General features: G+C 69.2%; 18 protein-coding genes. 15 read left to right on the top strand and 3 right to left on the bottom strand.

Going from position 1 to position 21,504, the window contains the following annotated elements; genetic code table 11:
- Window positions 1-64 precede the first annotated feature (64 nt).
- From EV148_RS05715 to EV148_RS05700, 4 genes are all read left to right on the top strand, one after another.
- Window positions 65-1,603, top strand: coding sequence for a right-handed parallel beta-helix repeat-containing protein (locus EV148_RS05715; RefSeq protein WP_131994822.1), 1,539 nt, complete (start codon window positions 65-67; stop codon window positions 1,601-1,603).
- Between the two features lie 191 nt (window positions 1,604-1,794).
- The gene (acnD, locus tag EV148_RS05710) at window positions 1,795-4,404 is read left to right on the top strand and encodes a Fe/S-dependent 2-methylisocitrate dehydratase AcnD (RefSeq protein ID WP_131994819.1); all 2,610 of its coding nucleotides are present in this window, start codon (window positions 1,795-1,797) and stop codon (window positions 4,402-4,404) included.
- Between the two features lie 61 nt (window positions 4,405-4,465).
- Complete coding sequence (prpF, locus tag EV148_RS05705) at window positions 4,466-5,683, top strand: 2-methylaconitate cis-trans isomerase PrpF (protein WP_131994816.1); 1,218 nt, start codon at window positions 4,466-4,468, stop codon at window positions 5,681-5,683.
- A 256-nt stretch (window positions 5,684-5,939) separates the two neighbouring features.
- Window positions 5,940-7,094, top strand: coding sequence for an OmpA family protein (locus tag EV148_RS05700; protein WP_131994813.1), 1,155 nt, complete (start codon window positions 5,940-5,942; stop codon window positions 7,092-7,094).
- A 64-nt stretch (window positions 7,095-7,158) separates the two neighbouring features.
- On the opposite strand, the gene EV148_RS05695 is transcribed toward EV148_RS05700, so the two are convergent.
- Window positions 7,159-7,959, bottom strand: a complete 801-nt coding sequence (locus EV148_RS05695; protein ID WP_131994810.1) for an inositol monophosphatase family protein — start codon at window positions 7,957-7,959, stop codon at window positions 7,159-7,161.
- A 145-nt stretch (window positions 7,960-8,104) separates the two neighbouring features.
- Here EV148_RS05695 and EV148_RS05690 point away from each other — a divergent pair, with 145 nt between their 5' ends.
- On the top strand, window positions 8,105-8,872 hold the full coding sequence (locus EV148_RS05690) for an RNA methyltransferase (protein WP_131994807.1): 768 nt from the start codon (window positions 8,105-8,107) through the stop codon (window positions 8,870-8,872).
- Window positions 8,873-8,988: 116 nt separating this feature from the next.
- On the opposite strand, the gene EV148_RS05685 is transcribed toward EV148_RS05690, so the two are convergent.
- Window positions 8,989-10,302: a hemolysin family protein gene (locus EV148_RS05685; protein ID WP_131994804.1), complete on the bottom strand. Its 1,314-nt coding sequence runs from the start codon at window positions 10,300-10,302 to the stop codon at window positions 8,989-8,991.
- Between the two features lie 233 nt (window positions 10,303-10,535).
- On the opposite strand from EV148_RS05685, the gene EV148_RS05680 reads away from it, so the two are divergent.
- Both EV148_RS05680 and EV148_RS05675 read left to right on the top strand, forming a co-directional pair.
- Window positions 10,536-11,165 (top strand): DUF47 domain-containing protein, encoded by a 630-nt coding sequence (locus EV148_RS05680; RefSeq protein ID WP_131994801.1) that lies wholly within the window; start codon window positions 10,536-10,538, stop codon window positions 11,163-11,165.
- A gap of 31 nt (window positions 11,166-11,196) precedes the next feature.
- Window positions 11,197-12,330, top strand: a complete 1,134-nt coding sequence (locus EV148_RS05675; protein ID WP_182517919.1) for an inorganic phosphate transporter — start codon at window positions 11,197-11,199, stop codon at window positions 12,328-12,330.
- Between the two features lie 62 nt (window positions 12,331-12,392).
- Here EV148_RS05675 and EV148_RS05670 read toward each other — a convergent pair whose 3' ends face one another.
- Window positions 12,393-12,797 carry a hypothetical protein gene (locus EV148_RS05670; protein ID WP_131994798.1) on the bottom strand — a complete coding sequence of 135 codons (405 nt, stop codon included), beginning with the start codon at window positions 12,795-12,797 and terminating at the stop codon, window positions 12,393-12,395.
- 47 nt (window positions 12,798-12,844) lie between these two features.
- On the opposite strand from EV148_RS05670, the gene EV148_RS05665 reads away from it, so the two are divergent.
- From EV148_RS05665 to EV148_RS05630, 8 genes are all read left to right on the top strand, one after another.
- Window positions 12,845-13,240 (top strand): MGMT family protein, encoded by a 396-nt coding sequence (locus EV148_RS05665; protein ID WP_131994795.1) that lies wholly within the window; start codon window positions 12,845-12,847, stop codon window positions 13,238-13,240.
- A 95-nt stretch (window positions 13,241-13,335) separates the two neighbouring features.
- Entirely contained in the window at window positions 13,336-15,225 is a 1,890-nt protein-coding gene (locus EV148_RS05660) for a DUF1800 domain-containing protein (protein WP_158287341.1), read from the top strand.
- Window positions 15,226-15,271: 46 nt separating this feature from the next.
- A complete protein-coding gene (locus EV148_RS05655) occupies window positions 15,272-16,795 on the top strand; it encodes a DUF1501 domain-containing protein (protein ID WP_158287340.1) in 1,524 nt (507 codons plus the stop codon).
- A 4-nt stretch (window positions 16,796-16,799) separates the two neighbouring features.
- Window positions 16,800-17,183: a cupredoxin domain-containing protein gene (locus tag EV148_RS05650; RefSeq protein ID WP_158287339.1), complete on the top strand. Its 384-nt coding sequence runs from the start codon at window positions 16,800-16,802 to the stop codon at window positions 17,181-17,183.
- A gap of 135 nt (window positions 17,184-17,318) precedes the next feature.
- Window positions 17,319-18,389 (top strand): M35 family metallo-endopeptidase, encoded by a 1,071-nt coding sequence (locus tag EV148_RS05645; RefSeq protein WP_241987993.1) that lies wholly within the window; start codon window positions 17,319-17,321, stop codon window positions 18,387-18,389.
- A 111-nt stretch (window positions 18,390-18,500) separates the two neighbouring features.
- Window positions 18,501-19,130, top strand: a complete 630-nt coding sequence (locus tag EV148_RS05640; RefSeq protein WP_131994786.1) for a rhomboid family intramembrane serine protease — start codon at window positions 18,501-18,503, stop codon at window positions 19,128-19,130.
- A 9-nt stretch (window positions 19,131-19,139) separates the two neighbouring features.
- The gene (folC, locus tag EV148_RS05635; RefSeq protein ID WP_131994784.1) at window positions 19,140-20,441 is read left to right on the top strand and encodes a bifunctional tetrahydrofolate synthase/dihydrofolate synthase; all 1,302 of its coding nucleotides are present in this window, start codon (window positions 19,140-19,142) and stop codon (window positions 20,439-20,441) included.
- A gap of 74 nt (window positions 20,442-20,515) precedes the next feature.
- Window positions 20,516-21,445, top strand: coding sequence for an SPOR domain-containing protein (locus tag EV148_RS05630; RefSeq protein WP_241987992.1), 930 nt, complete (start codon window positions 20,516-20,518; stop codon window positions 21,443-21,445).
- Window positions 21,446-21,504 lie beyond the last annotated feature (59 nt).

Raw genomic sequence — 21,504 nt, 5'->3', positions numbered from 1 at the left:
CGCGCGCCTGCGGCCGCGATGCGCTGGCATAGTGCGCGGGGTTTTCCGATCGAGGCAGTGCGCGATGCGCATGATCCCCGGGCTCGCGCTGTACTGCGTGGCATCGCTCGTATCCGCACAGTGCCCGCGCACGGGCGACACCGTGTTCGGCTCCGGTTTCGAGCGCCCGCCGTTGCACGCCTACCACGTCGCACCAGTGGGCGATGACGGCGCCGACGGCAGCGCCTCGTCGCCATGGGCGACGATCCAGCACGCCGTGGACATGGTCGCGGCGGGCGACGCGATATGCGTGCATGCAGGCATCTACAACGAGCTCGTGACGATCGCGCGTTCGGGTTCGGAAGTGGCCGGGCCGATCGTGCTGCAGGCGGTGCCCGGCGAGGCCGCGGTCGTCGACGGCGCGGGATTGCCGATCCCCGGCGGCCAGTACGGCCTCGTCACGCTCGTCGACGCGAGCCATGTCGTCGTGGCCGGCCTCGAGCTGCGCAACTATGCGACCGCGTCGTCCTCGAAGGTGCCGATCGGCCTGTACGTGACCGGCGCGGGCAGCGACATCCGCGTGCTCGGCAACCACATCCACGACATCCGTACGACGGCGAGCGGTTGCGCAGCGAATGCGTTCGGCCTGAAGGTCGACGGCACGCGCGCGCCCGCGTCGATCAACCATCTCGTGATCGCCGGCAACGAGATCGACCATCTCGTGCTCGGCTGCAGCGAATCGTTCTCGCTCGACGGCAACGTCGAGCAATGGACGATCAGCGGCAACCACGTGCACCACGCCAACAACATCGGCATCGGCGCGATCGGCTTCGAGGGCGTCGCGCCGGATCCCGCCTTCGACCAGGCGCGCGACGGCACGATCGCCGGCAACGTCGTCCACGACATCAGCTCGTACGGCAACCCGGCCTACGGCAACGAGTACGCCGCCGACGGCATCTACGTCGACGGCGGCACGCGCGTCACGATCGAGCGCAACCTCGTATACCGCGTCGACCTCGGCATCGAGCTCGCGAGCGAGCACGCCGGGCGCACGACGAGCCATGTCGTGGCGCGGTCGAACATCATCCATTCGGGCAACTCGAGCGGCATCTCGCTCGGCGGCTACGCCGCCGGGGTCGGCGGTACCGAACACTGCTCGGTGATCGGCAATACCCTGGTGCGCAACGACGTGCGGGGCACGGGCTCGGGCGAGCTGCAGATCCAGTACCACGCTAGCGACAACCTCGTCGTCGACAACGTGTTGTACGCGGGGCCTGCCGGCGTGCTCGTCTACGCCTACACCGGCGACACCGCCTTGCCCGCCGTGTTCGACCACAACCTCTACTGGTCCGATGCGGGCGCGGCGGGTGCGAGCTGGACCTGGCGCGGCACCGACTACGACAGCCTCGCGGCGTGGCGCACCGGTTCGTCGCAGGATGCGCATTCGCCGTTCGCCGATCCGTTGTTCCTCGACCTCCTCGCGCCGGACCTGCGCGTCGACGCGGGGTCGCCTGCAATCGACGCCGGCATCGATCCGGGTGATGGTCTGGCCGGCCTGCTCGACTACGCGGGCGGTCCGCGCGTCGCCGGCAACGCAATCGACATCGGTGCCCACGAGCGTTGATGCGTCGCTACGCCGCCCGCATGTATGCATCGCGGGGCGCAGCGGTTCCGCGCGGCCATCTGGCACAATAGCGGGCTCGGAACGCTCGTGGATCGCATCGCCGGATCGCGTCGTCGTCGCTCACCGGCCCGCCGCGACCATCCATGTCCGCCCCGTGCTTCCCGCCGACCGTCACCTGCAGATCCGTCGCCATGAACAGCCGATTCCGCAAGCCGCTGCCGGGCACTTCGCTCGACTACTTCGATGCGCGCGCCGCCGTCGACGCGATCGAACCCGGCGCCTGGGCCACCTTGCCGTACACCTCACGCGTGCACGCCGAGAACCTCGTCCGCCGCGCCGAGCCGGACAAGCTCGACGCTTACCTCGGCCAGCTCATCGGCCGCCGCCGCGACCTCGATTTCCCGTGGTTCCCCGCGCGCGTCGTCTGCCACGACATCCTTGGCCAGACCGCGCTCGTCGACCTCGCCGGCCTGCGCGACGCGATCGCCGGGCAGGGTGGCGACCCGGCCAAGGTGAATCCGGTCGTGCCGGTGCAACTCATCGTCGACCACTCGCTCGCCGTCGAATGCGGCGGCTACGACCCCGGCGCGTTCGCCAAGAACCGTGCGATAGAGGATCGTCGCAACGAGGACCGCTTCCACTTCATCGACTGGACGAAGAAGGCGTTCCGCAACGTCGACGTGATCCCGCCCGGCAACGGCATCATGCACCAGATCAACCTGGAGAAGATGTCGCCGGTGATCGGCGTCGAGGACGGCGTCGCCTATCCCGACACCTGCGTCGGCACCGACAGCCACACGCCGCACGTGGACGCGCTCGGCGTGATCGCGGTCGGCGTCGGCGGGCTCGAGGCCGAAAACGTCATGCTCGGTCGCGCCTCGTGGATGCGCCTGCCCGACATCGTCGGCGTCGAGCTGGCCGGGAAACCGCAGCCAGGCATCACCGCGACCGACGTCGTGCTCGCGCTGACCGAATTCCTGCGCAAGGAAAAGGTCGTCGGCGCCTACCTCGAATTCCGTGGCGAAGGCGCCGCGGCGCTCACCGTCGGCGATCGCGCGACGATCTCCAACATGGCGCCCGAATACGGCGCGACGGCGGCGATGTTCTTCATCGACGAACAGACGCTCGATTACCTGCGCCTGACCGGTCGCAGCGACGAGCAGGTGCGCCTCGTCGAAACCTATGCGAAGACCGCGGGCCTGTGGGCCGATGCGCTCGCGACCGCGCGCTACGAGCGCACGCTCCACTTCGATCTCTCCGGCGTCGTGCGCAACATGGCCGGCCCATCCAACCCGCACCGGCGCCTGCCGACGTCGGCGCTGGCCGAGCGCGGCATCGCCGCCGGGCTCGAGGGCGCGCGCGCGCAGGAGGCGCAAGGACTGCTGCCGGACGGCGCGGTCATCATCGCCGCGATCACGAGCTGCACGAACACGTCCAATCCGCGCAACGTGATCGCAGCGGCGCTGCTCGCGCGCAATGCGAACGCGAAGGGCCTGGTGCGCAAGCCGTGGGTGAAGACCTCGCTCGCGCCGGGCTCGAAGGCGGTGCAGTCGTACCTCGAGGAAGCGGGGCTGCTGCCCGAGCTCGAGAAACTCGGCTTCGGCATCGTCGCGTTCGCCTGCACGACCTGCAACGGCATGAGCGGCGCGCTCGACCCGAAGATACAGCAGGAGATCGTCGAGCGCGACCTCTACGCGACCGCGGTGCTGTCGGGCAACCGCAACTTCGACGGCCGCATCCATCCCTACGCGAAGCAGGCGTTCCTCGCCTCGCCGCCGCTGGTGATCGCGTATGCGATCGCCGGCACGATCCGCTTCGACATCGAGAAGGACGTGCTCGGCCACGACGCGGACGGCAAGCCCGTGCGCCTCGCCGACATCTGGCCCGACGACGCCGAGATCGACGCGATCGTTCGCGAGCATGTGAAACCGGAGCAGTTCCGCCGCGTCTACGAGCCGATGTTCAGGATCGCGGTCGAACACGGCGGCGCGGTGAGCCCGCTGTACGACTGGCGCCCGCAGAGCACCTACATCCGCCGTCCGCCGTACTGGGAAGGCGCGCTCGCCGGCGAGCGCACGCTGCGCGGCCTGCGCCCGCTCGCGCTGCTCGGCGACAACATCACGACCGACCACCTGTCGCCGTCCAACGCGATCCTTCCCGACAGCGCGGCGGGTGAATACCTCGCGAGGATGGGCTTGCCGGAGGAGGACTTCAATTCCTACGCGACCCACCGCGGCGACCACCTGACCGCGCAGCGCGCGACGTTCGCCAATCCCAAGCTCGTCAACGAAATGGCGGTCGTCGACGGCCAGGTGAAGCAGGGTTCGCTTGCGCGCGTCGAACCGGATGGCAAGGTCATGCGCATGTGGGAAGCGATCGAGACCTACATGGACCGCGGCCAGCCGCTCATCATCATCGCTGGCGCCGACTACGGCCAGGGCAGCTCGCGCGACTGGGCCGCCAAGGGCGTGCGCCTCGCCGGTGTCGAGGCGATCGTCGCCGAGGGCTTCGAGCGCATCCACCGCACCAACCTGATCGGCATGGGCGTGCTGCCGCTCGAGTTCGAGCCCGGCACCAACCGCAAGACGCTCGCCCTCGACGGCACCGAGACCTACGACGTCGTCGGCGCGCGCACGCCGCGCGCGACGATGACGCTGGTGGTCCATCGCCGCAACGGCGAGCGCGTCGAGGTGCCGGTGACCTGTCGCCTCGACACGGGCGAAGAGGTCGCGATCTACGAAGCGGGCGGCGTACTGCAGCGCTTCGCGCAGGATTTCCTCGAATCGACACGCGCCGCCTGAGCCGGCGCCTGCCATCCATGCCGGCGCCTCGCGCCGGCCAGCGACACGGGATCCCCGATCGATGTCCAGCCTTCCGCAACTCCGCATCCCCGCGACCTACATGCGCGGTGGCACGTCCAAGGGCGTGTTCTTCCGCCTGCAGGACCTTCCCGACTTCGCGCAGGCGCGCGGGCCGGCGCGCGACGCGCTGCTGGTGCGCGTGATCGGCTCGCCCGATCCCTACGGCAAGCACACCGACGGCATGGGCGGCGCGACCTCGAGCACGAGCAAGGTCGTCATCATCTCCAAGGCATCCGTGCCGGACCACGACGTCGACTACCTCTACGGACAGGTGCCGATCGAGGGCGACTTCATCGACTGGAGCGGCAACTGCGGCAACCTGTCCTCGGCGGTAGGGCCGTTCGCGATCGCCAACGGCCTCGTCGACCCGTCGCGCGTGCCGCGCGAGGGCACCTGCACGGTGCGCATCTGGCAGGCGAACATCGGCAAGACCATCATCGCCCACGTGCCGATGCGCGACGGGCAGGTGCAGGAAACCGGCGACTTCGAGCTCGACGGCGTCGCGTTCCCCGCCGCCGAGATCCAGCTGGAGTTCCTCGATCCGGCCGACGAGGGCGAGGACGGCGGCGCGATGTTCCCGACCGGCCACGTCGCCGAAACGCTCGAAGTGCCCGGCTTCGGCACGGTCGAGGCGACCCTCATCAACGCAGGCGTGCCGATGGTGTTCGTCGAGGCGGCCGCGCTCGGCTGCGACGGGACGGAGCTGCAGCCGGCGATCAACGAGAACCCCGCGCTGCTCGCCAGGCTCGAGGCGATCCGGGCGGCCGGCGCCGTGCGCATGGGCCTGATCGACGACGTGGTCAAGGCCGCGGGCCGGCCGCTCACGCCCAAGGTCGCCTTCGTCGCTCCTCCGGCCGACTACGTCGCCTCGAGCGGCAAGCCCGTGCGCGCGGCCGACATCGACCTGCTCGCGCGGGCGATCTCGATGGGCAAGCTGCATCACGCGATGATGGGCACGGCGGCGGTCGCGCTCGCCACCGCGGCGGCGGTGCGCGGTACGCTCGTCAACCGCGCCGCGGGGGGCGGCGAGCGCGAGGCGGTGCGCTTCGGCCACCCCTCCGGCACGCTGCGCGTCGGAGCGCAGGCGCGCGAGGTCGAGGGCAAGTGGACGGTGACGAGGGCCATCATGAGCCGCAGTGCGCGCGTGCTCATGGAAGGTGCCGTGCGCGTCCCCGCCGAGCCATTCATGATCGCCGCAGCGGGCCTGCGGGATTCCTGAATGCGCGTGCGCGGAAGCTCCCGTACGCAGTGCATTTTGCGTCAACTGAGCGAAGCCTTAACGGCATCTTCACAATAGCGTTGGCGCCATCCAATGATGTGGCTACACTGCGGCCGCAGCCCGGCGCCCATGCTAAAGTGTTAAGCGCTCGTTTCCCCGTCATGGATTTGGCGTAGACTAGGGGAAGGAGTGTGAGCGTCCTGCGGACATTGGGCGGGCACGCGTTGATACCAAAACGAGAGAGGAGTCCTCCAGAATGAAACGTAATGCCCTTAGTGCGCTCATCGCCCTGGCGCTCGTCGGCGGCAGTGCTGCCGTGCACGCGCAGGATTTCGGCAACTGGTACATCGCCCCGCGCATCGGCGCGAACTTCTCCGACAGCGATCGCATGACCGACACTTCCGTGTGGGGCGGCATCGGCGTCGGCGTGTGGGTCAACCCGCACTTCGCGCTCGACTTCGAATACACGATGAACAACGCCGAATTCGAGAACGACGCCTGGCGCGCCCACCACGAGTGGGAAAGCGTGGGCCTCGGCGTCAGCGGCCGCTGGTTCTTCGGTGACGAGGGCGCGCAGTGGCGTCCGTACGTGATGGCCGGCATCGGCGCGCTGCGCCACGCTGCGTACTCGGGCTACCTGCTCGAGGGCAAGGGCTATGACGCGCACGGCTGGGATCCGATGGCCACGGTCGGCGGCGGCATCCAGTACAACCTGTCGGAGAACGTCGCGATCCGCGGCGAACTCGCGGCGCGTTGGGACCGCGACAACAACACGCGCGGCAACCTGTCCGACTCGCTCGGCTACAACATCTCGCACAAGACCGGCTACGTCGACGGCATCGCCAGCGTCGGCCTCGTCTACAGCTTCGGCCACGCCGCTCCGCCGGCCGCCGAGCCGGCGGTCACGACCCCGCCGCCGCCGGACTGCCATTCGCTCGACGATGACCATGACGGCGTCAACAATTGTGACGACCGTTGCGCGGACACGCCGGCCGGCACGATCGTCGGTCCGGACGGCTGCCCGCAGAAGGTCGTCATCGACCTGCGCGGCGTGAACTTCAAGTTCGACCGTCCGAAGAAGGGTGAGCACAACATCGAGCCGACCCTCGCGGTCCCGACGGCCGATTCCATCGCGATCCTCGACCAGGCGATCGACGCGCTGAACCGCTATCCGGAGATCAAGGTCGAACTCGACGGCCACACCGACTCGATCGGTACCGACGAGTACAACCAGGGCCTGTCGGAGCGCCGCGCGCAGATCGTCGCGGACTACCTGACTTCGCATGGCATCGATGCCAGCCGCATCACTGCGGTCAAGGGCTTCGGCGAGAGCCAGCCGATCGACACCAACTCGACGAAGGAAGGCCGTGCGCGCAACCGCCGCACCGAGCTGAAGGTCGAGAACCCGTAAGATCGGTTCTGCCACACGCAACAAGAAGAAGCCCGGCGCGAGCCGGGCTTTTTCTTGTGCGGTTTCAGCGGGCGAGCACGGGCGTGACTTCGGGGGCGATCGCCTTGACCATCGCGTTCGCGACGTGGACGTTGCCGGCGACGAGGTTGCCGGTCTCCGGGATGCCGTCGCGACCGGTGAAGTCGCAGTAGCGGCCGCCGGCCTCGCGCACGAGCAGGCAGCCCGCGGCCATGTCCCAGGTGTAGAGGCCGATCTCGAAATAGCCGTCCATGCGCCCGGCGGCGACGTAGGCGAGATCGAGCGCGGCCGAGCCGGTGCGGCGGATGTCTTCGGCCTCGGCGAGCAGCACGCGCGTCATGCCCAGTTGCGCATCGAGATGGCGGCGCTGGCGATAAGGGAAACCGGTCACGAGCAGGGCGCCGGCGAGGCCGTCGCGCTTGCCGACGCGGATGCGGCGGTCATTGAGGTAGGCGCCGTCGCCCTTGCTCGCGGTGAACAACTCGTCGCGCAGCGGATCGTAGACGACGCCGACGACGGGTTCGCCGCCTTCGAGCAGCGCGATGGACACGCAGAAGTGCGGAAAACCACGCAGGTAGTTGTGCGTGCCGTCGAGTGGATCGATGGCCCACACATTGCGCGAGTTGCCGATCTGTCCCGACTCCTCGCCGAGGATCGCGTCGCGCGGATAGGCGCGGCGCAGTTCGCGGATGATCTCCGCTTCGGCGAGCCTGTCGACCTCCGACACGTAGTCATGCCGCTGCTTCTCGATCACTTCGAGACTGTCCAGGCGGTTCATGTAGCGCAGGATGATCTGGCCGGCGGCGCGCGCGGCGCGCACCGCCACGTTGACGGCGGGTCTGGGCATGGGTGGTTCCGCTGTGCGGCGTTGGAAAGAACGGACGCGGTCGGGCCGCGCAGGCGCGCGAGGGTAGCAGATCGGGTGCCACTTATGCGATCGTCCGCGGTCCGCCAGGGCGGAAGCGGCCTTCCGGCTGCACTCCGAGGACCTCGTGACATCACCGCTCGACCTCGTCCGTTTCGTGCTCGTGCGCACCTCGCATCCGGGCAACATCGGCTCCGCCGCACGCGCGATCCGCACGATGGGCCTGCACCGGCTCGAACTGGTCGCGCCCGAAGCGTTCCCGCACGCGGAGGCGACCGCGCTCGCGGCAGGCGCCGGGGACGTCATCGAAGCAGCCACGCAACATGCCGCGTTGCCCGCGGCGATCGGCGATTGCCGCCTCGTGCTCGGCGCGACCGCGCGCCGACGCGGCGTCGTGCTGGAAGAACTCGATCCTCGCGCCGCGGCGCAGCGCGTCCTGGATGCGGCGCTGGGCGGGCACCGGGTCGCACTGCTCTTCGGCAACGAGCGCTCCGGGCTCGACAACGACGAAATCAAGCATTGCCACGCGGGCATCACGATCCCCGCCGATCCGACCTATTCGTCGTTGAACCTCGCGCAGGCCGTGCAGGTCGTCGCGTGGGAACTGCGCATGGCCTGGCTCGAGCGGCAGGCGGACGCGACGCCCGCCCGCGGCGATGCGCGCGCGACGGCGGCCGAGATGGAGCAGTTCTTCGCCCACCTCGCGCGCACGCTCGACGCGATCGATTTCCACAAGGGCCGCTCGCCCGAACGCATCCTGCAACGCCTGCGCCGCGTGTTCCTGCGCGCGGCGCCGGACGCGCGCGAGCTGCGCATGCTGCACGGCGTCCTCGCCGACGCGACGCGCATGGCCGGGCTCGCGCGAAGCGCGAAGGGCGGCGGGCCCGGCGCGTAGCGGGCAGGCCGCGTAGTCGGCAGTGCGGGGCGAGCGCGAAGCGGTAGGCGGGTCGGGTGCGTGGCGCGAGCCCGCCGCGCCCACGCGCCGACGGCTCGCGCAGCGCGCGTACGGCCCTACGGTTGCGGCGCTTCCTCGACGCGCGAGATGAGCAGCTTGTCGATGCGCGCGCCGTCGAGGTCGACGACTTCGAAGCGGAAGCCGCTCCAGCTGAAGTGCTCGCCCGCCTGCGGGATGCGGCCGAAACGGGCCATGACCATGCCGGCCGCGGTGCGGTATTCGTGCTCCTCCTCGTCCGGCAGTTCGGACAGGCCGAGCAGTTCGCGCACGTCGTCGATGCCGACGCTGCCATCGACGAGCCAGCTGCCGTCATCGCGCCGTACGATCGGATGCTCGACCGGGCCGGTCGACGGTGCGGCCGCGGTCCTGCCGAGCACGGCCGACAGCACGTCGTTGAGGGTGACGAGGCCGTCGATCTCGCCGTACTCGTCGACGACCAGCGCCATCGGCAACTCCGCGTCGCGGAACTCCTCCAGCAGGTCGAGCGCGCGCGCGGTCGCCGGCACGTACAGCGGTTCGCGCAGCTCCGCGAACAGTTCGCCGGAAAGCGGGCTCGCGAGGCGGCCGATCACGCGCTTGGTTTCGAGGACGCCGAGCACGTCCTGCAGGCCGCCGCGGCAGACCGGATAGCGCGAATAGGGCGTTTCGCGCATCGTCGCGAGGTTCTCCTCGAGCGGCGCGTCGGCATCGAGCCAGGCGATGCGCGTACGCGGCGTCATGACGCTGTCGGCGCTGCGATCGCCGAGGCGCAGCACGCGGTTGACCATGTTGCGCTCGTCGCTGTCGATCACGCCCTGGTCGGCGCCTTCGGCGACGAGCAGGCGGATCTCTTCCTCGCTGACGTTGCCGCGGTTGACGCGGTCCATGCGCAGCAGCCGCAGCAGCCAGCGCGTCAGCCCGATCAGCACGAAGGTGAACGGCGCGGCGAGCCAGGCCATCGCGCGCATCGGCAGCGCGACCGAGATCGCGAACTTCTCGGGATCGACGAGCGCGATGCGCTTGGGCGCGAGTTCACCGAGCAGCATGTTGAGGAACGTGATGCCGGCGACGCTCAGCGACACGCCGATCGCGACCGCATACGGATCGAGCAACGGCAGGTCGAACGCGTCCAGCGCGAGGCCGATGCGGTCGCCGATGTCGGCGCCGAGCGCGGCACCGGCGCTGATCTGCAGCAGGGTGATGAACACCTGCACGGTCGCCAGGAAGCCTTCCGGCTGCTGCACGAGGTCGAGCGCCGCCTGCGCGCGGCGGCTGTCGCGCGCGAGCTGCTTGAGGCGGCTGTGGCGCGCGGTCATGAGGGCCATTTCGCTGAGCGCGAAGAAGCCGTTGCAGAGCGCGAGCACGACGACGAGCAGGAATTCGATCAGCATCCGGGCCGGTTGCCCCCAGGGTGGCGGGGCGTCGTCGCCGACGCCCCGGAACGGCGTCGCGTGGCGCCCCGCGAGCCGCCGGCCGCGCCGGCCGGCATGCTCACCCGCCGAGTGTAGCAACGACGCGCCGGCGGGCGCTCGCGTGGGCTCGCTGACACGATCCGGAAGCCGTGCTGTAACATACGCGCCGCTCGCGTGGCACCCGCGCGACGACCACAGGACCACCATCCCCCATGTTTTCGCTGCAGACGATTTTCGGCAAGGGCGACAAGTTCTACGGCCTGCTCGAGGCCAGCGCGGACGCGGCGCGTGATTCCGCCGCCGCGCTCGTCAAGATGCTCGCCACGCGCCAGCCGGCGATCTCGCTCGACGAGTTCACGCTCGCGCGCAAGCGCGAGAAGGACCTCACCGCGCAGATCAGCAGGGAACTCGTCAACACCTTCGTGACCGCGCTCGACCGCGAAGACATCGAGGCGCTGTCGGCCGCGCTCAACAAGATCACCAAGTCGATCTCCAAGTTCGCCGAACGCTATTCGCTCGCCGCCGACCGTCTCGGCGACATCGACTTCGGAACGCGCGCCGCGCTGCTGGAGAAGGGTGCCGACGTCATCCGCCAGATGGTCGCGCAGTTGCGCAAGGGCATGAATCTCGAGGCGATGAGCGCGCTCAACGACCGCCTGCAGGCGATCGAGAACGAGGCCGACCGCCTGCTGCTGGAGCTGTACCGCGACCTTTACGGCGGCCGCCACGAGCCGATCCGCATCCTGCTGCTGAAGGACCTGTTCGAATTGCTGGAGAAGGCGATCGACCGCTGCCGCGACGCCGGCAACGTCGTCTACCAGATCGTCCTCAAGAACTCCTGACCGTAACGCGGGCGAGCAAGGATCGTCGTCGATGGAACTGACCCTCGTCCTGCTGGTCGTGCTGATCGCGCTGGCCTTCGAATACATCAACGGCTTCCACGACACCGCCAATTCGATCGCCACGGTGGTCGCGACCAAGGTGCTGAGTCCCGGCCAGGCCGTGTTGCTCGCCGCGGCGACCAACCTCGTCGGCGCGCTGCTCGGCACCGCGGTGGCGAAGACGATCGCATCGGGACTCATCGACACGAACCTCGTCGCGGTCACGCCGGTGGTGCTGATCTGCGCGCTGCTCGGCGCGGTGATCTGGAACCTCATCACCTGGTGGTGGGGACTGCCGTCGAGCTCGTCGCATGCGCTCGTCGGCGGGCTCTGCGGCGCCGCGCTCGCCGCCGCGCACGACGACTGGGGCGCGATCATCTGGGCGCAGGGCGGCGCGCACTGGTGGGGCGAGAAGGGCGTGTTGCCGAAGGTGGTCATGCCGATGGTGACGTCGCCGATCGCGGGCTTCGTGCTCGGACTGCTGTTCATGGGCCTGCTGTTTTCGCTGATCGAATACCTCGGCTCGCTCAAGGGGCCACTGCAGCGGCTCGGCCGCACGCGCTTCGCCAATGCGTTTTTCGGCAAGGCGCAGCTCGTTTCGGCGAGCGCGATGGGGCTCTCGCACGGCATGAACGACGCGCAGAAGACGATGGGCATCATCGCGCTCGCGCTGGCCGCGGCGACCGCGTCGGGCACGCTCGACGGGTTGCCCGATTGGCTCAGGTTCCTGCGCATCGAGGAAGACTCGGGCAAGCAGTTCGAGATCGCGTTGTGGATCAAGGTGCTCTGCGCGCTCGTGATGGCGGCGGGCACCGCGGTCGGCGGCTGGCGCATCATCAAGACGCTCGGCCACAAGATGGTGAAGCTGCATCCGATCAACGGCTTCGCCGCCGAGACCGCATCGGCGAGCGTGATCCTCACCGCATCGCACTTCGGCATCCCGGTATCGACGACGCACAACATCTCCGCGGCCATCCTCGGCGTCGGCGTGGCCAAGCGCGCCAACGCGATCCGCTGGACGATCGTCGAGCGCATGGTCTGGGCCTGGATCCTCACCCTGCCCGTGACCGGCGGCATCGCCTGGCTGCTCGTACGCGCCGCGCGCGCACTCGGCTTCGTCGGTTGAGGCCGGGGCATCGGTTGCCCCGATGCTCCAGCCCTCGGCCGTCGGCCTTCAGCCCCAGGCCCTCAAAACGTATCGCCACCTTCGGAAATCGCCTGCTCCATGCGATCACCGAGTGCGCCGAGCTCGGCGATCACGCGGTCGATCTCACTCGGCGAGAGCAAGGTGTACGGGCGGTTCTCGCACAGGTGCAGGTAGGGCGAGCCTTCGAGGTCGCTGAGGGCGAGATAGCCGGTGCGCTGTTCCCAATTGAAGCGCAGGCAGCGCGTGCCGTCCATGCCGGCGTACGGGCCGATCGGTGTCGAGATGCGCAGGTACTTCGCGCCTTCCTCGTCTTCCAGTTCCGTCAGATAGACGCCCTGGTGGCGGCCGTCCGCGAGCGCCAGGTCGAAGCTGATCAGGTACGGATCGTTCGTGCGCAGCGCGTGGCGGCTGCCGACATGGGAACGGATCTGTTCGAAACTCTGCACGAGGAAGTCTCCGGCGGATGCGACCCCTATGCTAGCGTGCGTGCGGCATGAAGTCAGTCCGACCCGACCTTCCTCCCGCCCATCGCGCGATCCGCGCCATGATCGCCGCGATCCCCCGGGGTCGCGTCGCCAACTACGGCGAGATCGCTCGCCGCGCCGGATTGCCAGGACGCGCGCGCCTGGTCGGCACCGTGCTGCGTGAAGCACCGGCCACGCTCGGCCTGCCGTGGTTCCGCGTGCTGCGCGCCGACGGACGCATCGCGTTCCCGCCCGGCAGCAAGGCGTTCCGCGAGCAGGTGCGCCACCTCGCCGGCGAAGGCGTGCTCGTTCGTGGTGGTCGCGTCGATCTCGCCGTGCATGGCTGGGAGCGCGACGTCGACCACCTGCTGTGGGGGCCGCCCGCGCCTCCGGCGAGGCGCAGGCGCGAGCGCGCGAAAACCTGAGCCGTCGTCGCGCAATTGCGGCGCGCGTCATGAAATGCCGTCACGCTCTCGGCTTAGAGTCCGCGCACTCCGGATCGTCGGGAGGGGAGACCGTGATGCGCTTCGCAAGATCCCTGCAGGACTTCCGGGTCGTCGCGCTGGCGTGCCTGTGTGCGTTGCCGGTCGTGCGCACGCATGCGCAGAGCCACTGGCCCGACCAGAACTTCCATGACGGCTTCGAAGGCATCGGCGGGGGACCGGCGACCGACGCCGATGCATCGCGCTTCCTCGCCCAGGCGACGTTCGGCGCCACCCTCGAAGAGATCGCGCACCTGCGCGCGGTCGGCTACGAGGCGTGGCTCGCCGAACAGTTCGCCAGGGCGCCGTCGAAGCAGGTGCCCTACCTCGACTGGGTGCAGGGCTTGTCCTGCCCCGGCGACGACGAGTACTGCAACGAGGTCGCGGAGTGGAGCGGCACGCGCCTGCAGGCGTGGACGATCAATTCGGTCGGCACGCCCGACCCGAGTCGTTCGCAGCAGGTGCCCACCGACCAGTTGCGCCAGCGCGTCGCGTTCGCGCTGAGCGAAATCTTCGTCGTCTCCAACAGCAACGGCACGCTCGCGCAGCAACCGTGGGCGCTCGCGAGTTTCTACGACATGCTCGCGGCGGACGCGTTCGGCAACTACCGTACCCTGCTCGAGGACGTGACCAAGCATCCCGCGATGGGGGTGTTCCTCAGTTCGATCCAGAACCAGAAGGCCGACCCGGATGAGAACATCCATCCGGACGAGAACTACGCGCGCGAGATCAACCAGCTGTTCTCGATCGGCCTCGTGCAGCTCAACCTCGACGGCACGCCCAAGCTCGTCGGCGGCCAGCCGGTGCCGACCTACGGCCAGGAGACCGTGAGGGGTTTCGCCGCGGTGTTCACCGGCTGGGACTTCAACAGCATCGGCTGCAGCATCGACTACCAGGACGGAATGCCGCTCTGTTGCGACAATCCGGACAACCCGTGGCAGTACTTCTACTGCGGCCCCGCCAACGCCGACGACCCGGCGTGGCAGCGACCGATGGAACCGGTCGAATACTGGCACGACGACACGACGGACAAGCAGTTGCTCGACTATCCGGGCGTGGCGCTGCCGGGTGGCGTACTCCTGCACGGCGGCACTGCACAGGCGGAATTGACCGCCGCGCTCGACAACGTGTTCAACCATCCCAACGTCGGCCCGTTCATCGCGATCCGCCTGATCCAGCGCCTCGTGACCAGCAACCCGACGCCCGCCTACGTGCAGCGCGTCGCGCGCGTGTTCAACGACGACGGCAGCGCGGCGCACGTGCGCGGCAACCTCAAGGCCGTGGTCAAGGCGATCCTGCTCGATCCCGAAGCGCGCTACGGCCAATGGCAGAAGCCGGACACGTTCGGCAAGCTGCGCGAACCGCTGCTGAGGATCACCCAGCTCTGGCGCGCGATGGCTTCGCGCACGCCGACCGGAAACCCCGTGTACAGCGGCCGTCCGGCCAACCTCGACACCTGGCCGCCGATCGTCGAACAGATCGGCGAGGCGCCGCTGTATTCGCCGACGGTATTCAACTTCTTCAAGCCCGACTTCGCGCAACCGGGCGAAGTGCGCACGCGCGGGCTGGTCAGTCCCGAGTTCCAGATTCTCGGCGACACGACGTCGACGGCGATGCCGAACTACCTGTTCCACCAGGTCTTCTGCAACTACACCGCGAGCGACGCCTGCTGGGACGCCGACGATCCGCAGACGCTGCAGGTGAACGAGGCGCGCGACGCGCCCCTCGCGGCGAGCAATCCCGCCGCGCTCGTCGATCGCTACGACGTGCTCATGATGGGCGGGCAGATGTCGCCGTTCATGCGCAACGTGATCGTCACGCGGCTGCTTGCGATGGATGCGGACGACTACGACGACATCGGCCGTGCGCGCGTGCAGGAAGCGCTCTACCTCGTCTTCAATTCGCCCGAATACTCGATCCAGAAATGAGCCGCGCTGCCGGCGGCCCGACCGCTTAGGCCGAGAGGATCCTCCCATGCACGTGAATCGACGTGAATTCCTGCGGCGGAGCATCTGCGCCGCGCTCGGCGGCGCCAGCCTGCACGGCGCCCTCGGCAACCTGCGCCTGATTTCCGCGGCGGCCGCGGCGCATCGCCATGCGTTCACCGACTACAAGGCGCTCGTCTGCGTCTACCTGTACGGCGGCAACGACAGCTTCAACACGATCGTCCCCTGCGATTCGACGCACTACGGGATCTACCAGGGCACGCGCCAGGGCCTGGCGATACCCCAGGCCGGCCTGCAGCAGAACGTGCTCAATCCGCTGCCGGCACAGGGCGGCCTGCCCGGCGGCCCGCCGAGCGACGGCGCGACGTACGGCATGCACCCGTCGATGGGGCAGCTCACGAACGGCAATGCGGGCCTGCGCGGGCTGTTCAACAGCGGCAAGGCCGCGATCGTCGCCAACGTCGGCTCGCTGCTGTACCCGATCACGCAGCAGCAGTACCAGAGCGGCAGCGTGCCGACGCCGGCACAGCTGTACTCGCATGACGACCAGACCAATCAGTGGCAGACCTCGCGCCCCGACGATGCGAACGCGAACGGCTGGGGCGGGCGCATCGCCGACATGCTGTACAGCGCCAACTTGGGCGACCTGCCGATGAGCATCACGCTGTCGGGCGAGAACCGCTTCCAGCGCGCGACAACCGTCAACCAGTTCGCGGTCGACTCCTACGGTGCGGCGTTCGCCGCGGCCGGCGTCGACGAGGGCGGCGACCCGGTCGATTTCTTCCAGGTACAGGGCATGAGCTTCCGCGGCGACGGCCCGGAATCCTGGGTCGTCGGCAATGATCCCGGGCGTCGCGCCGCGTACGACGCGCTGCGCGCGAGCGGCACTCAGGCGCACGTGCTCGAACGCGCGTTCGCCGACACGGCCAACCGCGCGATCGCCAATGCGGCGCTGCTCAATGCCGCGATGACGGGCACGCGCCTGCAGACGCGGTTCCCCGACACCGATCTCGGCAACCAGCTCGCCGCCGTCGCGCTCATGATCAAGGTGCGCGCGGCGCTCGGCATGAGCCGCCAGGTGTTCTTCGTTTCGGTCGGCAACTACGACACGCACGGTTCGCAGCTCGCGGACCAGGCCGGCAACCTCGAGCAGTTGTCGCAGGCGCTTGCCGCCTTCCACGCGGCGACCGTCGAAATGGACGTCGCCGAAGGCGTCACCGCATTCACCGCGTCGGACTTCGGCCGTTCGCTCGCGGTCAACAGCGACGGCACCGACCACGGCTGGGGTGGCCATCATTTCGTCGTCGGCGGCGCCGTTCGCGGCCAGCGCTTCTACGGCCTCATGCCGTCGCTGGCGCAGTACGATGAAGGCCATCCCGGCAACGGCAATCCCGATGACACCGGTTATGGCCAGATCATCCCGACGCTCGCCGTCGACCAGTATTCGGCCACGCTCGCGCGTTGGTTCGGCGTCGATGCCGGCGGCATCGCGGACCTGTTCCCGAACCTCGGCCGTTTCCCCGGTGGCGGCGATCTCGGCTTCATGGCCTGACCGGATGCGATGGCTTGCATTCGCCTGCGTGTTCGGCGCGGCGCACGCGCACGCGCGTTCGTTCGTCGTGACCGCGAACGAGGACATGACGTTCACGCCCGCCCAGCTCGAGATCTACCAGGGTGATTCGGTCCGCTTCGTCAACGCCGGCGGCCTGCACAACGTGCGCGCCGACGACGGCAGCTTCACCTGCGCGCTCGACTGCAACCTGCACAACGCGCCGAGCAGCCAGCCATGGCAGGTGTCGGTGCGCTTCAACCGCGTCGGCAGCATCGGCTACTACTGCGAACAGCACGGTGACCAGACCAGCGGCATGCGCGGCGTGGTCGTCGTCGTCGATCGCATCCTCGTCGACGGATTCGACGCCGCCGCGCCCGCGGAATGGTGACGCAGTCCACATTGTGGATTACGTTGCTGCGCCGCCGCGTTACGCGCCCGCGCCATGCCCATACGCTCCGCGCGCGGCTTTGGGGGCCGCGCGGGCATCGGACGATGCCTGCTCCTGACCACATGAGGGAGAGCCATGATGGGCAAGGCAATGTTGGGAACGTTGTTGCTCGCCTGCGCCTTCGCAGGCAGCGCCGCTGCGGCACCGGGCGGCATTTCCGTGCATCTCGACGCATCGGGCAAGGCGGCCGACATCGGCAGCGGCAAGCTCGTGTTCACGATGTCGAACGATGCCGGCGCGCCGCTGCACGTGCTGCGCTGGCAGACACCGTTCGACGGCGTCACGTCGGACCTGTTCAGCGTCGAGCGCGACGGCGTCGCCGTCGCCTACGTCGGCCCGATGTACAAGCGAGCGGCGCCGCGCGCGGCCGACTACGTCGAACTCGCCCCGGGCGAATCGCGCACGGTCGAGGTCGACCTCAGCGCGTACTACGACATGAAGGCGGGCGGCCAGTACGCGATCCGCTACGCACGCGATGCGCAGAGCGTGCTGCTCGAGGCGCAACAGGCCGCCAAGGCCGGCGTCGCCGCGACCGTGGCGATCGATGGCGAAGCGGTGACGCTTTGGGTCGACGGCGCTCCGGGCGCGTTCGACGACGACATGTCGACGCAGGGCGTGCCCGGCGTGCTCGCCGCGACCAACAGCTTCGTCAGCTGCAGCAACACGCGCCAGTCGCAGCTCGCCACCGCGCGCAATTCCGCGGTGACCTATGCGACCAATGCGAAGAGCTATCTCGACGCGGGCACGCACGGCAGTCGCTACACCTGGTGGTTCGGCACCTACACGAGCAGCCGCTACTCGACCGTGCGCACGCACTTCACCAACCTGAAGAGCGCGCTGTCGTCGCAGCCGTACACGTTCGACTGCACTTGCACCGATCGCAACACCTACGCGTACGTCTATCCGACGCAGCCGTATCGCGTGTACCTGTGCGGCGCGTTCTGGTCGGCACCGAATACCGGCACCGATTCGCGCGCGGGCACGCTCGTGCACGAGACGAGCCATTTCAACGTGGTCGCCGGCACCGACGACTGGGCCTACGGCCAGACGGCCGCGCACAACCTCGCCAACAGCAATCCGAGCCGCGCGATCGACAACGCGGACAGCCACGAGTATTTCGCCGAGAACAATCCGGCGCGCAACTGACGCCCGAGGGGGCCGCCGCGGCGGCCCCCTTTCCCGGGCGGGCGGACCGACCGCACTCGCGCTGCCCGGCGTGAGCGGTCACAATGCGTCGTCGCCACCGCCGCCCCGCGCATGCCCCTCGATACGCCTCCGATCACCCGCGCCTTGCTGATCGCCAACATTGCCGCCTACCTGCTGCAACATGTGATCGGCGATACGCTGCTGATCCATTTCGCGCTGTGGCCGCTCGGCCCGTCACCGTACGGCGACGTTCCGGGTTTCGAACCGTGGCAGCTCGTCAGTTATGCGTTCCTGCACGGCGGCTTCACGCATCTGGCGTTCAACATGCTCGCGCTGTGGATGTTCGGCGGGCCGATCGAGCAATTGTTCGGCTCGCGGCCGTTCGCGCTCTACTACTTCGTCTGCGTCGTCGGTGCCGCGCTGACGCAGCTCGCCGTGCTGCACTTCTTCGGAGACGGCTACCAGCCCACGCTCGGCGCGTCCGGCGGCGTGTTCGGCCTGCTGCTCGCCTACGGCATGATGTTTCCCCATGCGCGCATCCTCGTCTATTTCGCGATCCCGATGCCCGCATGGCTGTTCGTCACGCTGTACGGCGGGCTCGAGCTCTACCTCGGCGTGACAGGCTCGCAGGTCGGCGTCGCCCACTTCGCCCATCTCGGAGGCCTCGCCTTCGGGTTCGTGCTGATCCAGTACTGGCGCGGCCGCCTGCCGTGGAAACCGCGACGCATCCTGCGCCGCTGAGGAACCCCAATGCCGACCCGACCGGAGCGTCTGGCCGACTGGCTCGACTACCAGCAGCGCGTGCATCCGCAGGCGATCGAGCTCGGCCTCGAACGCGTGCGCGAGGTCTGGCGACGGCTCGGCGCGCCGGTTCCCGCGCCGGTCGTCGTCACCGTCGGCGGCACCAACGGCAAGGGCTCGACGGTCGCGTTCCTCGAAGCCATGCTTGCCGCGGGCGGGCGGCGCGTCGGTGCGTACACGTCGCCGCACCTGTTGCGTTACAACGAACGCGTGCGCATCGACGGCGTGGAGGTCGATGATGAACGGTTGACCGACGCGTTCGCGCGCATCGAGGCGGCGCGCGTCGCGGCGGCCGGCACCGGCGCAGACATCGCACTCACCTATTTCGAGTACGGCACGCTCGCCGCGTTGTGGATCTTCGCCCACGCGGCGCTCGACGTCGCCGTGCTCGAGGTCGGGCTCGGCGGGCGCCTCGATGCGGTCAACATCGTCGATGCCGACGCATCGATCGTCACCACGGTCGATCTCGACCACCAGGATTGGCTCGGCGACGATCGCGAGAGCATCGGTCGCGAGAAGGCCGGCATCTTCCGGGCCGGACGTCCCGCGATCGTCGCCGAATCCGTGCCGCCGGCGTCCCTGCTCGACGAAGCGCGGCGTGTCGGCGCGTACCTGCGGCGCGCCGGTCGCGACTACGCGTTCGAGATCGCCGCCGACGGCCACTGGACCTGGCACGGCGGCGAAACGCGCCTTTCACTGCCACCGCCCGGGTTGTCCGCACCGTGCCAGCATGCCAATGCGGCCGGCGCGATCGGAGTGTTGCACGCATTGCGTGGACGACTCGGCTGGAATCCCGCGGCGATCGCGCGCGGCGTCGCCGAGGCGCGCGTCGGCGCGCGCCTGCAGCGTTCCGGCGGTGATCCCGAGCTGGTCATCGACGTCGCGCACAACCCGCAGGCGGCCCGCGTGCTCGCCGAGTGGCTGCGCCGCGAGCCTCCGCGCGGTCGCACGCTCGCGGTGTTCGGCGCGCTCGCCGACAAGGACGTACGCGGCATCGTCGAGGTGCTCGCGCCACACGTCGACCGCTGGTACCCGGCCGGGCTCGACCGCGATTCGCCGCGCGGGCTGGAGGCGCATGCGCTCGCCGCGCTGCTCGCAGGCCTCGGCGACGCGATCGTCGCCGAGGCCTGCGACGACGTGGCGGCCGCGCTCGCGGCCGCCTGCGCGGATGCGCGGCCGGGCGACCGCGTGCTCGCCTTCGGTTCGTTCTTCGTCGCCGCGGCCGCGCTGCCGTTCGCGACGCGACGCTGAATGCGCGTGCATCACGCGGCGGGATCGGCGCGCGGGGCGGGTATAATCACGCCGTCGCCCGAAGCGGATCGATCATGGATCTGTCGTTGAAACAGCGCCTGCTCGGCGCCGCGGTGCTGATCGCGCTCGCCGTGATCTTCGTGCCGATGCTCATCTCCGGTTCCGCGCCGCAGAAGTCGGCTGAGATGGAAACATCGACCCTGGCGATCCCGCCCGAGCCCGATCGCGAGTTCCAGACGCGCGTGCTGCCGGTCGATCCCGCTGCAACCAATCCGACCAGTCCGCCCGCGCCGAGCGCCCCGCCGGCAGCAACGCCCGCGCCGGAGACCATTGCGACCGCGACGGCGCCGGAGCCGCCGCCTGGGGCTCCCGCTGCAGCGCCGGCACAGCTCGCCACGGCAACGCCGCCGAAGCCGGCGTCGCCGAAGCCCGAACCGGCCAAACCGGCCCCGGAAACGACGAAACCGTCCCCGGGGCAGGCCGCCAACGGGCGCTACTACGTCCAGCTCGGCACCTACGCCAACACGAAGAATGCGCGCGATCTCGTCGCCAGCCTCAAGAAGGGCGGTTTCCCCGCCTCGACCGAAGCGAGCGAGTACCAGGGCAAGCCGGCCGAGCGCGTGCGCGTCGGCCCGTTCGCCGATCGCGCCGCGGCGGAAGCCGCGCGCCTGCGCATCAAGCAGGCGCAGCCGGCCGTGCCGGGGAGCGTCGTCGCGACCGCCGAAGACGCGAACGAGGACGCGCCGGCGAACGCGGTGCCCGCGGGCCGCGCGGGTGGTTGGGCCGTGCAACTGGGCGCACTCAAGACCGCCGACGATGCGAACAAGCTGCGCGACCGCGTCAGGAACGCCGGCTTCGCCGCCTTCGTCGACAAGGTCGACGCGAACGGCACGACACTGTGGCGCGTGCGCGCCGGCCCCGAAGTCGATCGCGCCGCGGCCGAGAAGCTGCGCGCCGGCATCAGGGACAAGCTCAAGCTCGACGGCATCGTCGTGACGCAGTGATGAAAGCGGGCATCGGGAACCGGGAACCCGGCCTCGTCGAAGCGGCCACGTCGGCCGCA

The sequence above is a fragment of the Dokdonella fugitiva genome (assembly GCF_004342425.1).
GTDB lineage: Bacteria > Pseudomonadota > Gammaproteobacteria > Xanthomonadales > Rhodanobacteraceae > Dokdonella_A > Dokdonella_A fugitiva.
This window is presented reverse-complemented; position numbering and strand designations above follow the sequence as displayed.